The organism is Streptomyces sp. NPDC043876 (genome assembly GCF_056435825.1).
Genome location: NZ_JBWKDV010000008.1, coordinates 237,300 through 249,736 on the forward strand (window position 1 = coordinate 237,300; position 12,437 = coordinate 249,736).

Genomic DNA, 12,437 nt, shown 5'->3' on the forward strand with positions numbered 1-12,437 from the left:
CCTTGCGCGTACTACTGACCGGACACCAGGGCTACCTGGGCACCGTGATGGCCCCGGTGCTCGCGGACGCCGGGCACGAGGTCGTCGGTCTCGACGCCGGCCTGTTCGCGGACTGCGTCCTCGGGCCGCCGCCCGCGGACCCGCACGGGCACCGGGTTGACCTGCGCGACGTCACGGCCGAGCACGTGGCGGGGGTGGACGCGGTGATCCACCTGGCCGCGCTGTCCAACGACCCGCTGGGATCCCTCGCGCCCGACCTCACCTACGACATCAACCACCACGCCTCCGTACGGCTGGCCCGCCTCGCCCGCGAGGCCGGGGTGCGGCGCTTCCTGTACGCCTCGACCTGCTCGGTGTACGGCGCCGCCGGGGGCGACGACCTGGTCGCCGAGGACGCCCCGCTGCGCCCGGTCACTCCGTACGCGGTGTCCAAGGTGCGGGTGGAGGACGACCTGCACGCGCTGGCCGACGGGGACTTCACCCCCGTGTACATGCGCAACGCCACCGCCTTCGGCTACTCGCCCCGGCTGCGCGCCGACATCGTGCTGAACAACCTGGTGGGCCACGCGCTCCTGTCCGGCGAGGTGCTGGTGCTCTCCGACGGCACCCCCTGGCGCCCGCTGGTGCACGCCGGCGACATCGCACGGGCCTTCGCGGCCGCGCTCGTCGCGCCGCGGGAGGCGGTGCACGACCGGGCGTTCAACATCGGCAGCGAGAGCAACAACGTGACGGTCGCCGAGATCGCCGACCAGGTCGCGGAGGCGGTGCCCGGCGCCGGGGTGCGGATCACCGGGGAGAACGGCGCCGATCCGCGGTCCTACCGGGTGGACTTCGCCCGGTTCCGCGCCGCGGTGCCCGGCTTCGAGTGCGCGTGGTCGGTGCGCGAGGGCGCACTCGAACTGGCCGAGGCGTACCGGAAGTTCGGGCTGACACGGGAGGACTTCGAGCGGCGCTTCACGCGGCTGGCCGTGCTGCGCGCTGCGTCGGAGGCCGGAGCCGTGGACGACAGCCTGCGGTGGCGCCGGTGACCGCGGTCGGGGCGCGGATGCACGCGCTGGTGGAGCGGCTGTACCCGCTGTGCCGGAGCATCACCGGTGACGGGGTGCGCGCCACCCTGGACATCGTGGGCGAGTACCTGCCGCTGGAGGTGCACGAGGTACCGACCGGGACGCCCGTCCTGGACTGGACGGTGCCGCAGGAGTGGAACGTCCGGGACGCCTACATCGCCGACGCCACCGGTCACCGGGTCGTCGACTTCGCCGCGTCCAGCCTGCACGTGCTGGGCTACAGCGTGCCGGTGTCGGCGACCATGCCGCTGGCCGAGCTGCGCGAGCACCTGTACACCCTGCCCGAGCACCCGTCCTGGGTGCCCTACCGGACCAGCTACTACGCGCCGCGGTGGGGGTTCTGCCTGGCGCAGGAGACCCTGGACGCGCTCCCGGAGGGCCCGTACGAGGTACGCGTCGACTCCACGCTCGCGGACGGCCACCTCACCTACGCCGAGCACGTGGTCCCCGGGCAGGTGGCCGACGAGGTGATCGTCTCCTGCCACGTGTGCCACCCGTCGCTGGCCAACGACAACCTGGCCGGCATCGCGGTGGCCGTCTTCCTGGCCCGCGCGCTCGCGGAGCAACGGCCCTACTACACCTACCGGTTCATCTTCGCGCCCGGCACCATCGGGGCGATCACCTGGCTGGCCCGCAACGCGGAGTCGATCGACCGGGTCAAGCACGGCCTGGTCCTGGCCTGCGCCGGCGACCGGGGCGATCTCACCTACAAGCAGAGCAGGCGCGGCGACGCGGAGATCGACCGGGTGCTGCGGCACGTGCTGAGCACCTCCGAACGCCCGCACCGCGTCACCGAGTTCACACCGTACGGCTATGACGAGCGGCAGTACTGCTCCCCCGGCTTCGACCTCGGCGTGGGCTCCCTCAGCCGGACGCCCTACGCGGGCTACCCCGAGTACCACACCTCGGCGGACAACCCGGACTTCGTCTCCCCCGAGGCGATGGCGGACACCCTCGCCGTCTGCCGCGAGGCGTTCACCGTGCTCGACCGCAACCGGCGCTACGTCAACCTCAGCCCCTACGGCGAACCGCAGCTGGGCCGGCGCGGGCTGTACGAATCGCTCGGCGGGCGCAGCGACGCCCAGCAGGCCCAGATGGCCATGCTGTGGGTGCTCAGCCTCTCCGACGGCGAGCACGGCCTGCTGGAGGTCGCCGAACGGTCCGGGCTGGCGTTCGACACCGTCGCCGCCGCGGCCGACGCCCTGTGCGCCGCCGGGTTGATCAAGGCATGACGCCGATGACCGCCGGGGGCGAGCGGGCGACGACACGGGCCGGGTCCGCCAAGCGGGCCCTGCTCGGCCGGCTGTCCTGGGGACTGGCCGACCAGGCGGCCTCCAGCATCAGCAACTTCGCAGTGGGCATCTACGTCGCCCGCTCGCTGGGGGTGACCGCCTTCGGCGTGTTCGGCCTGGCCTGGGTGACCTACGGCGTGGTGCTCAACGTCTCCCGCGGCCTGGCCACCGATCCGCTCGTGGTGCGCTTCAGCGGCGTGCCGCACGCGTCCTGGCGGGCGGCGGTGGCCCGGTCGTCGGGCACCGCGCTCGGCGTCGGCACGGCCGTCGGCGCGGCGTGCGCGGTGGCCGGGCTGGCTCTCGGCGGCCGGCTGGGCCCGGCCTTCGTCTGCCTCGGCCTGATGCTGCCGGGGCTGCTGCTCCAGGACGCCTGGCGGTTCTCGTTCTTCGCCGCCGGGGCCGGGCGCAAGGCGTTCGTCAACGACGTCGTGTGGGCCGTCGCGCTCGTCCCGGCCATGGTCCTGGCGGACCGCGCGGGCAGCGTGGGGGCCTTCGTGCTCGCCTGGGGCGCCTCCGCCACGGTGGCGGCGGCGTACGGCCTCCTCCAGTCGGGCATCCGGCCCCGGCCGGGCGGGGCCCGCGGATGGCTCCGCGAGCAGCGCGACCTGGGCTCCCGGTACCTGGTCGAGAACGTCAGCCTCAGCGGCGCGAGCCAGCTGCGGGCGTACGGCCTCGGCGCGATCGCCGGGCTCGGCGCGGTGGGCGCGGTGCGGGGCGCCGAGCTGCTGCTCGGCCCCTTCCTCGCGGTCCTGATGGGCCTCTCGCTGGTCACCGTGCCCGAGGCGGCGCGGGTGCTGCGGCGGGCCCCGCACCGGCTGGGCCGGTTCTGCCTGCTGCTGGGCGGCGGGCAGGCCGCCGCCGCGCTGCTGTGGGGCGCGGCGCTGCTGCTGGTGCCGGACCGGCTCGGCGCGTTCGTGCTGGGCGACGTCTGGCCCTCCGCCGCGCGGCTCGTCGTACCGGTCACCCTCGCCGTCGCGGGCGCCGGTCTGGGCACCGGCGCGGCGGCCGGACTGCGCGCGCTCGGCGCGGCCCGGCGCAGTCTGCGCTCCCAGCTCTTCGCCTCCGCCTGCTACGTCGGCGGCGGGCTCGGCGGGGCGGCCGTCGCCGGCACGGCCGGCTCCGCCTGGGGCGTCGCCGCCGCGACGCTCAGCGGCTCGGTCGTGTGGTGGCTCCAGTTGCGGGCCGCCCTGCGCGAGCGCCACCACCACTCCATTCCCGAAGTGAGGACCTCATGAGCGCCCACCCCAGGCTGAGCATCGGCCTGCCCGTCTACAACGGCGAGGAGTACCTGGCCGAGTCGCTCGACGCGCTCCTCGGCCAGACCTACGCGGACTTCGAGCTGGTGATCTGCGACAACGCCTCGACCGACGGCACCCGGGACATCTGCCTGAGCTACGCCGGGCGGGACCCGCGCATCCGCTACCTGCGGCTGCCCCGCAACATCGGCGCCTCGCCCAACCACAACCGCGTCTTAGCCGAATGCCGCGGCGAGCTGTTCAAGTGGGCCTCGCACGACGACCTGTACGGCCGGGACCTGCTGCGGCGCTGCGTGGAGGCGCTGGACGAACGGCCGGACGTGATCCTCGCGCACACCGACCAGGCCGTCATCGACGGCGCGGGCAGGGTGAAGGTCCCGTACGACTACACGTTGGACACCGGCTCCGCGCACGCGCCGGAGCGCTTCCGCAGCCTGCTGTTCGAGCCCGGCGGCGACGATTTCTACGGGGTGATCCGGACCGAGGTGCTGCGCCGGGTGAAACCGCTCGACAGCTACCACCACGCGGACCGCACCTTCGTCGCCGAGATCGCCCTGCACGGGCGCTTCCACCAGGTCCCGGAGCTGCTGTACTTCCGCCGCGACCACCCCACCCGCGCCGAGCGGGCGAACCCCGGCAAGCGCGCCCGCTGCGCCAACCTCGATCCGCGCCGGGCGGGCCCGCTGCACCCGACGCCGCGGCTGCTCGCCGAGTACGTCTGGGGCTTCGTCTCCGCGGTGCGGCGGGCCCCGCTGTCCGCCGCCGACCGGCGCGCGTGCCACCGGCACCTGGCCGCCTGGATGGCCAGCCGGGTGCGGCCTGGCGCGGGTGAGCGGGTGGAGGACCGTACACCGGTCGACCCGGACCGGTTCGCCGTCTCCCTCGACGACCTCGTCGCCGGACGCTCGGGGAGGAAGGCATGAGCGCGGCGGGCGCGCCGCCGGTGCGCGTCGGGCTGTTCGGCCTGCTCGGATCCGGCAACCTCGGGAACGACGGGTCCCTGGAAGCGGTGCTCGGCTACCTCCGCGCCGACCATCCGGAGGCGGTCGTGGACGCCCTGTGCGGCGGACCGGAGAGCGTCGCGGCGCGGTACGGGATCCCCGCGACGCGGCTGCACTGGTACCGCGGGGAGTACCGGACCGCGTCGCGGGCGGGCGCGGTCGCGGGGAAGGCGGTGGGCAAGCTGGTCGACGCCGTGCGCACGGCCGCCTGGGTCCGCCGGCACGACGTGGTGATCGTGCCCGGCATGGGCGTCCTGGAGGCCACGCTGCCGCTGCGGCCGTGGGGCTTCCCGTACGCGCTGTTCCTGCTCTGCGCGTCCGGCCGGCTGTTCGGCACCCGGGTCGCGCTGGTCAGCGTCGGCGCCGCCGAGATCGGCAGCCGGCCGACCCGGGCGCTGGTCCGCTGGTCGGCGCGGCTCGCCGCCTACCGGTCGTACCGCGACGAGCCCTCCCGCGACGCGATGCGCGCGATGGGCGTGGACACCGCGCGCGACGAGGTCTACCCCGACCTCGCCTTCTCCCTGCCCTCCGGGCCGGCCAGGGAGCCCGCGGGCCCGGGAGGCCCGGTCTGCGTCGGCGTCATGGCCTTCCGCGGCGGCGACGACGACCGCGCCCGGGCCGAGGAGATCCACCGGCGCTACCTGGAGGGGACGATCCGGTTCGTCCGCGCGCTGGTCGCGGACGGCAGGCCGGTCCGGCTGCTGACCGGCGACGGGGTGGACGCTCCCGTGGTCGCCGCGATCCTCGACGCGGTGGACTCGCCGCTGGTCACCGCCGCCGAGACGGCCTCGCTGGCCGACCTGATGAAGGAACTGGCGGCCGTCGACTCGGCGGTGGCCATCCGCTACCACAACCTGATCTGTGCGCTGAAGGCCGGCACGCCGACGCTCGCCGTCACCTACGCGGCGAAGAGCGGCGCGCTCATGGACCGGATGGGTCTCGGCGCGTACTGCCACCCGGCCCGCGAGGTCGACGCCGACCGGCTGCTCGAACAGTTCCGTTCGCTGGAGGAGCGGTCGGCGCAGCTGCGGCGGACCCTCGGCGAGCGCAACCTGGCCGCCGCCCGCGGCGTCCGGCAGCAGTTCACCGCCCTGAGCGCGGCCCTCTTCCCGGCCGCCGCACCCGCCCGCGCCCACGTCATGGAGGAGGCCGAATGAAGGCGACCGAAGTCCCGGAGATCGCCGGAGCGTACCTGTTCGAACCGACGCCGTACGCCGACGAACGCGGCTTCTTCTGCCGCACCTTCGACGCCGCAGTGCTGCGCTCGGTGGGCCTCGATCCGGACGCCTTCGTCCAGGACAGCGTGTCCCGCTCGGTCCGGGGCGTCCTGCGCGGCCTGCACCTGCGCGCGGGCGCCGGGGAGGCCAAGCTCGTGCGGTGCTCGTACGGCAGGGTCTTCGACGTGGTCGTGGACCTGCGGCCCGGCTCGCCGACCTACCGCAACCAGGCCCACTTCGACCTGTCCGGCGACACGCAGGCGAGCGTGTACGTCCCGGCGGGCTGCGCGCACGGCTTCCAGGCCCTGACCGACGCGGCGGACGTCTCGTACCGGATCGACCGCCCGCACGATCCGGCCGAGGACGTGACGATCGCCTTCGACGACCCCGAACTGGCCGTCCCCTGGCCGCTGGCGGCCGCGTCGGTGTCCGAACGGGACCGCAAGGCGCCGAGCCTCGCCGAGGTCCTGCGGCGACGGGAGGGGTGACGCCGCATGGCCACTGAAGCAGAGTCCCCCCTGCCCCGGTCGCGGTCACTGGAGGCCAACGCGCGGCTGCACGCCATGGTCCCGGGCGGCGCGCACACCTACGCCAAGGGCGACGACCAGTATCCGCAGGACATGGCCCCCGTCATCAGCCACGGCCGCGGCGCCCACGTGTGGGACGTCGACGGCAACCGCTACGTCGAGTACGGCTCCGGCCTGCGGTCGGTCAGCCTCGGCCACGCCCACCCCCGCGTGCTCGACGCGGTGCGGCGGGAACTGGAGCGCGGCGGCAGCTTCGTCCGGCCGTCCATCGTGGAGGTCGACGCCGCGGAACGCTTCCTGGCCACGGTGCCGACCGCGGAGATGGTCAAGTTCGCGAAGAACGGCTCCGACGTCACCAGCGCCGCGGTGCGCCTGGCCCGCGCCGTCACCGGGCGCCCGCGGGTGGCCGTCTGCGGCGACCAGCCGTTCTTCTCCGTCGACGACTGGTTCATCGGCACCACGCCGATGTCCGGCGGGATTCCGGCGGCGGTCACGGAACTGACCGTGACGTTCCCCTACGGGGACCTGGCCGCCGCGGAGGAGCTGCTGACCCGCTACCGGGACGAGGTCGCCTGCCTGATCGTCGAACCCGTCGGCCCGCCCGGGTACCTCGCGGGACTGCGCGAGCTGGCCGACCGGTACGGCTGCGTCCTCGTCTTCGACGAGATGATCACCGGTTTCCGCTGGTCCGAGGCGGGCGCCCAGGGCCTGTACGGCGTCGTCCCGGACCTCTCCACCTTCGGCAAGGCGCTGGGCAACGGGTTCGCCGTCGCCGCACTGGCCGGGCGGCGCGACCTGATGGAGTGGGGCGGGCTGCGCCACCGCGGCGACCGGGTGTTCCTGCTGTCCACCACGCACGGGGCGGAAACGCACGCGCTGGCCGCCGCGATGGCCGTGCAGACCCTCTACGCCGAGGAGGGCATCACGGCGCACCTGCACGCCCTCGGCGAGCGGTTGGCCGCCGGTGTCCGGGAGGCCGCGGCCGCCATGGGCGTCGGCGACCACCTCGTCGTCCGGGGCCGGGCCAGCAACCTGGTCTTCGCCACCCTCGACGGGGACCTGCAGCCGTCACAGCCCTACCGCACACTGTTCCTGCGCCGGCTCCTGGAGGAGGGAGTGCTGGCCCCGTCGTTCGTGGTGAGCAGCGCGCTCGACGAGGCCGACATCGACCACACGGTCGAGGTGGTGGCCCGCGCGTGCGCCGTGTACCGCAAGGCACTGGAGGCCGGCGATCCCACGCCCTGGCTGGGCGGGCGGCCGGTGAAGCCCGTGTTCCGTCACCGGGTGTGAGATGACGGCAGGTCAGATGGGCTTGCTGATACGAGAGTTGATCCATCGGTCGAGCGCCCACGCGGTCGCCGGGACCAGCGCCAGGGCCGTGCACCAGCCGCCGAGGGCGTCGGTCGGGTAGTGCGCGCCCAGGGCGACCTGGGCCCAGCCCATGGCGGCGCCCGCGGCCAGGGCCGCGGCGAGCACGAGGAGGGTGGCGGCCGTCCTGCCCGGTGCGGCCCGCCGGGTCGCCGCCAGCGCCGCCACGAGGGCGAGCGCGGTGAGGAAGGCGGTGTGCCCGCTCGGGTAGCTCAGGTACCCGCCGTGGATGGTGCGGCCCACCAGGTGCTTGAGCAGTGTCGCCGCCCCCACGGCCGCGCCGGGTCCGGCGACGGCGAGCAGCGCCGTGCGCGGACGCCGCAGCAGCAGGCAGGCCGCGACGGCGGCCGCGACCAGCAGCGCCGCCCCCACGGGCTCCCCCAGGAAGTCCAGGAAGAGCGCGACGCGCCGCCAGGGCGGCCGCAGGTCGTCCACCGGCCGGAGCCACCCGTCGACCGTCCCCGGCCGGCCGTGCCCGGCGTACCGGACCCCGAGGACGACCACCACCAGCGCGGCGAGGACCGCGACCGGCCCGAGCCGCGCGCCCCGCGCCGACGGCGATCCACATTCGGCTGCCACCACTGCCCCGCCCCTCTCGTACCCCGGCCGATGACGCGTTGTTACGCGGTCAGGCTGTCCACCAGTTCCGCCAGGGCCGCCGCCAGCGCTTCGAGGCCCGGCCCCGCGGGGCCGCCCGGCTCGGTCATGTACCCGTCCCGGCGGATCTCGATCATCAGCGCGCCGACCCGGGCGTCCTCGGCGTAGTGGGCGAGCGGCACGTACGTACCGGCGAAGGGGCTGTCGAGCCCCGTGCCGCCGAAGCCCGCGAACGCCTTCTGCGCCGCGGCGAGGAGCGGAGCCGGCGTGTGGAAGGGGTCGGTGCCGAGGCAGACCGGCGGGCGGGGGCCCGCGCCGTGCAGTTCGTACGGGAGGGAGCGCGTCGGATAGGAGTGCACGTCGATGATCACGGCCCGCCCGACGGCCGCCAGCCGGTCCCCCACGGCCCGGGTCATCGCTTCGGCGTACGGGTGGAAGTAGCGGTCGAGCAGCGGCCCGGCGTCGAAGCCGGCCGGACGCAGGGGCTCCCGGTGGGTGGTGCGCGTGTACACCGCCCCCATGCCCGCGGCCAGCATCTCCTCGCGCTCGTCGGGGAACCGCTCGGGGTCGACGACCAGCCGGGACAGCCCGTTGACGAACCGCCACGGCGTGACGGCGCACATCGCGGCGGCCGCCGCCGCGATGTCGGCGGTGTGGGCATCGGTGATGTGGTCCAACTCCAGGGCCAGCGCGAGGTCGTCCAGCACGATGTCCGCGCGGACGGCCGGGGGCACGACGCGCGAGGAGTGCGGGACGTGCAGGATCACCGGCGAGGCGGCGGATCCGGGCAACAGCGAGAAGGGCGCGGGCACTTGGGTCATATCGGGAGCCTAGACGGCCGGCAGGCCCGCACCCCACGGAACCCGCCCCTAGAAGCCGATGCGGGCGACCAGGAGGGCGACGTCGTCGTCGGCCGCCGCCGGGACGAGGTGGGTGATCAGCGAGTCGCAGACGTGGTCCAGCTGGCGCTGCGGGTCCGCGAGCAGCCGGGTGAGTTCGGCCAGGCGGTCGTCGAGGTCGCAGCCGCGGGCCTCGATCAGGCCGTCCGTGTAGAGCACGAGGAGGCTGCCGGGCGGCACGGTGACCTCGGTGGGCGTGAAGTCGATGCCGCCGACCCCCAGGGGCACCCCGGGCGGCGTGTCCAGGAGCCGGACCGTGCCGTCGGGCAGGGCCAGCGCGGGCGGCGGGTGCCCGGCGCGGGTGACGGTGCAGTGCCCGGTGGCCGGGTCGCAGACGACGTACAGGAAGGTGGCCAGCATGGGTTCGGCGAGGTCGTCGAGGGTCGCCTCCAGCTGGCGCAGCAGCCGGACCGGGGACAGGTCGAGGCGCGCGAGGGCCCGTACGGAGGCGGCCAGGCGGCCCATGACCGCGGCCGCGGCGATGCCGTGCCCCATCACGTCGCCGATGAGCAGGCCCGCCTTGCCGTCGGGCAGGGTCAGGACGTCGTACCAGTCCCCGCCGACCTCGTTGACGTCGCTGGCCGGGAGGTAGCGGTGGCTGACCTCGATGCCGCGCGGCGGGGTGATGTGCTGCGGGAGCATGCTGCGCTGGAGGATGACCGCGGTCTCGTGCTCACGGTGGTAGAGCCGCGCGTTGTCGATGCTGAGCGCGGCGCGGGCGGTCAGTTCGCCCGCGAGGGTCACGTCCTCCGCGCCGAAGGGTCCGACCGGGCGGGTGCGGTAGAAGGTGGCCACGCCGAGCACGGTCTCCCGGGCCACCAGGGGCGCCATGACGAAGGAGTGCACGCCCACCTCGACCAGCTGCCCGGGCTTGGCCGAGTACCGGGCGGCGGGAGCGGCCGCCTCCTGGTCGAGCCGGGCGATCAGGAAGGGCTGCCGGGCCGCGAGGGCCTGGGTGTAGGGGGCGTTCGCGGGAAAGACGAGCGTCCTGCCGAGGGGGGCCAGCAGGTCGGTCACCGGGGATCCGGACAGCGGGGCCTTGCCCAGGCGCCGCAGGGCGGCCCCGCCCGTCAGCCCCCTGCCGGGTTCGTCGCCCTGGGCCAGCGCCTCCAGGACGTCGACCGTGACCGCGTCGGCGAGGCGCGGCACGGCGAGTTCGGCGAGTTCCTGCGCGGTGCGCTCCAGGTCCAGGCTGGAGCCGACGCGGATGCTGGCCTCGCTGAGCAGCGCGAGCCTGCGCCGTCCCGCTTCGGCCTCCAGGTGGTCGCGCTGTTGGGCGGTGATGTCGACGAGCGAGGCGATCACCCCGATCGGCATCCGTGCGGGGTCCTCCACGCGAACGTACGAGCAGGACCACACCCGGTCCTGGTCCGGTTCGGCGGGGGTACGGCCGACCCGGCGGCGGTCCAGGACGGGTTCCCCCGTCTCCAGGACCTGCCGCATGGCGTCCTCCATCTCGCGGGCGTTCACCTCCGGGAGGATCTGGGCCAGGCCGCGGCCCACGTGCGCCGACTCGGGCAGGCCGTTCATCTCTTCGAGCGCGGCGTTGACCTGGAGGAACCGCAGCTGCGTGTCGAGGATCGCGATCCCGACGGGAGAGCGGGAGAAGAGGCCGTCCCAGACGGCCGACGCCCCCCGGATCCGGCGCGCCGCGTGGGCGTCGGCGGCGAAGACCAGCACGGTGGCGGAGCTGTTCTGGCGGTCCGAGACCGGCGAGGCCCAGATCTCCACCTCCAGCGGGTGCCCGTCCCGGTGCCAGGCGGTCACCGTGCCCATCACCCCCCGCCCGCTGGCCGCGGCTTCCCAGAGGGAGCGGCCCAGGCTCCGGTCGGCGCCGGGGTGCAGCAGGTCGGCGATGTGCCGCCCCACCATCTGCGGCGGGCTGTAGCCCAGCAGTCCTTGCGCGGCCTGGTTCCAGCGCACGATCGTCCCGTCGGCGCCGATGGCGACCAGCGCGACGGGGAGCGCGCCCAGCCAGCCCCCCGCTGCCTGCGCGGCACTGTTGAGCAGCTCGTCGACCGGGATGTGCTCGTTCATCTGGCACCTGCACCCACGCCGCGGTGTCCTCGTAGCGCCGTCCGCAGTCGCAGTCGGCTCCGGGACGCCCGGGCGGGCGGCCCGGGAACCACGTCCGCACGGATCCATCGTCTGCCCGCCGGCGCGACCCCGCCTCCCGGGCGCCCCCTGGCCGGTTGCCCGCCGCGGCGGCACACTGGCGGGGACCACGGTCCCCGTCGGCAGGAGTGACGTGCCCGTACCGATCATCATCGACTGCGATCCCGGCCACGACGACGCCCTCGCGATCATGCTGGCGGCGGGCGACCCGGCGGTCGACCTGCTGGCCATCACCACGGTCGCGGGCAACCAGACGCTGGAGAAGACCACCCTGAACGCGCGGCGCGTCTGCACGGTCGCGGGCATCACGGGCGTACCCGTCGCAGCGGGCTGCGACCGGCCGCTGGTCCAGGCGCTCGGCGTCGCGGACGACGTGCACGGCGCGTCCGGCCTCGACGGGCCGATGTTCCCCGAGCCGACGGTGGACGTCGTGCCGGAGCACGCGGTGGACCTGATCCACCGGCTGCTGCGGGAGCATCCCGAGCCGGTCACCCTCGTGCCCACCGCGCCGCTGACCAACATCGCCCTGCTGCTGACCCGCCATCCCGAGGACGTCTCCCGGATCCGCGAGATCGTGCTGATGGGCGGCTCGACGGAACGGGGCAACCGGACCCCGGCGGCCGAGTTCAACGTCTTCACGGATCCGGAGGCCGCCGACATCGTCTTCCGCAGCGGTGTGCCCGTCACGATGTGCGGGCTCAACGTGACCCATCAGGCGCTGGCCACGCCCGAGGTGGTGGCCCGCTTCGAGGGGCTCGGTACGCCGCTGGGCCGCACCTGCGCCGAGCTGCTGACCTTCTTCGGGTCGACGTACCGCACCCTGTGGGGCTTCCCGCACCCGCCGCTGCACGACCCGGTCGCGGTGGCCCGCGTCATCGACCCCGGGATCGTGCACTGCGTCGACGCGAACGTCGTCGTCGAGCTGCACGGGCGGTACACCCGCGGCGCCACCGTGGTGGATCCGCACCGCTACGTGGACCGCCCGGTCAACGCCCGGGTCGCGGTGCGCCTGGAGACGGACCTGTTCTGGGACCGCCTGGTCGCGGCCGTCGCGGCCCTCGGGAGCGGATGAGGGGCCCCGGCGCGGTCGCCGGCTCG

Annotated in this window: 11 protein-coding genes; 8 read left to right on the forward strand and 3 right to left on the reverse strand. The window is 74.7% G+C overall.

The window, feature by feature from the left end:
• Window positions 1–2 precede the first annotated feature (2 nt).
• From AC0693_RS25190 to AC0693_RS25220, 7 genes are read left to right on the forward strand one after another with little or no spacing between them, the layout of a single operon-like run.
• A complete protein-coding gene (locus tag AC0693_RS25190) occupies window positions 3–1,028 on the forward strand; it encodes an NAD-dependent epimerase/dehydratase family protein (RefSeq protein WP_478803041.1) in 1,026 nt (341 codons plus the stop codon).
• Complete coding sequence (locus AC0693_RS25195; protein ID WP_478802959.1) at window positions 1,016–2,299, forward strand: DUF4910 domain-containing protein; 1,284 nt, start codon at window positions 1,016–1,018, stop codon at window positions 2,297–2,299. The genes AC0693_RS25190 and AC0693_RS25195 overlap by 13 nt, the downstream gene beginning before the upstream one ends.
• Window positions 2,296–3,594 (forward strand): hypothetical protein, encoded by a 1,299-nt coding sequence (locus AC0693_RS25200; protein WP_478802960.1) that lies wholly within the window; start codon window positions 2,296–2,298, stop codon window positions 3,592–3,594. Before AC0693_RS25195 ends, AC0693_RS25200 begins: the two co-directional genes overlap by 4 nt.
• Entirely contained in the window at window positions 3,591–4,538 is a 948-nt protein-coding gene (locus tag AC0693_RS25205; protein WP_478802961.1) for a glycosyltransferase family 2 protein, read from the forward strand. The genes AC0693_RS25200 and AC0693_RS25205 overlap by 4 nt, the downstream gene beginning before the upstream one ends.
• Window positions 4,535–5,773, forward strand: coding sequence for a polysaccharide pyruvyl transferase family protein (locus tag AC0693_RS25210; protein ID WP_478802962.1), 1,239 nt, complete (start codon window positions 4,535–4,537; stop codon window positions 5,771–5,773). Before AC0693_RS25205 ends, AC0693_RS25210 begins: the two co-directional genes overlap by 4 nt.
• Window positions 5,770–6,321, forward strand: coding sequence for a dTDP-4-dehydrorhamnose 3,5-epimerase (gene rfbC, locus AC0693_RS25215; RefSeq protein ID WP_356405835.1), 552 nt, complete (start codon window positions 5,770–5,772; stop codon window positions 6,319–6,321). The genes AC0693_RS25210 and rfbC overlap by 4 nt, the downstream gene beginning before the upstream one ends.
• Before the next feature lie 6 nt (window positions 6,322–6,327).
• Window positions 6,328–7,650: a glutamate-1-semialdehyde 2,1-aminomutase gene (locus AC0693_RS25220; protein WP_478802963.1), complete on the forward strand. Its 1,323-nt coding sequence runs from the start codon at window positions 6,328–6,330 to the stop codon at window positions 7,648–7,650.
• A 12-nt stretch (window positions 7,651–7,662) separates the two neighbouring features.
• Here the strand turns inward: AC0693_RS25220 and AC0693_RS25225 are convergent, their stop codons facing one another.
• From AC0693_RS25225 to AC0693_RS25235, 3 genes are read right to left on the reverse strand one after another with little or no spacing between them, the layout of a single operon-like run.
• Window positions 7,663–8,307, reverse strand: a complete 645-nt coding sequence (locus tag AC0693_RS25225) for a phosphatase PAP2 family protein (protein WP_478802964.1) — start codon at window positions 8,305–8,307, stop codon at window positions 7,663–7,665.
• A gap of 41 nt (window positions 8,308–8,348) precedes the next feature.
• Complete coding sequence (locus tag AC0693_RS25230; protein ID WP_478802965.1) at window positions 8,349–9,146, reverse strand: N-formylglutamate amidohydrolase; 798 nt, start codon at window positions 9,144–9,146, stop codon at window positions 8,349–8,351.
• Between the two features lie 48 nt (window positions 9,147–9,194).
• On the reverse strand, window positions 9,195–11,261 hold the full coding sequence (locus AC0693_RS25235) for a SpoIIE family protein phosphatase (protein WP_356405827.1): 2,067 nt from the start codon (window positions 11,259–11,261) through the stop codon (window positions 9,195–9,197).
• Between the two features lie 211 nt (window positions 11,262–11,472).
• Between AC0693_RS25235 and AC0693_RS25240 the strand changes: the two genes are divergently transcribed.
• Window positions 11,473–12,411 (forward strand): nucleoside hydrolase, encoded by a 939-nt coding sequence (locus AC0693_RS25240; protein WP_478802966.1) that lies wholly within the window; start codon window positions 11,473–11,475, stop codon window positions 12,409–12,411.
• The last annotated feature ends 26 nt before the right edge of the window (window positions 12,412–12,437 follow it).

Coding starts and splice junctions, on each gene's coding strand:
- AC0693_RS25200 (WP_478802960.1), top strand. CDS start 2,296: ATGACGCCGATGACCGCCGGGGGCGAGCGGGCGACGACACGGGCCGGG.
- AC0693_RS25210 (WP_478802962.1), top strand. CDS start 4,535: ATGAGCGCGGCGGGCGCGCCGCCGGTGCGCGTCGGGCTGTTCGGCCTG.
- rfbC (WP_356405835.1), top strand. CDS start 5,770: ATGAAGGCGACCGAAGTCCCGGAGATCGCCGGAGCGTACCTGTTCGAA.
- AC0693_RS25235 (WP_356405827.1), bottom strand. CDS start 11,261: ATGAACGAGCACATCCCGGTCGACGAGCTGCTCAACAGTGCCGCGCAG.
- AC0693_RS25230 (WP_478802965.1), bottom strand. CDS start 9,146: ATGACCCAAGTGCCCGCGCCCTTCTCGCTGTTGCCCGGATCCGCCGCC.
- AC0693_RS25220 (WP_478802963.1), top strand. CDS start 6,328: ATGGCCACTGAAGCAGAGTCCCCCCTGCCCCGGTCGCGGTCACTGGAG.
- AC0693_RS25205 (WP_478802961.1), top strand. CDS start 3,591: ATGAGCGCCCACCCCAGGCTGAGCATCGGCCTGCCCGTCTACAACGGC.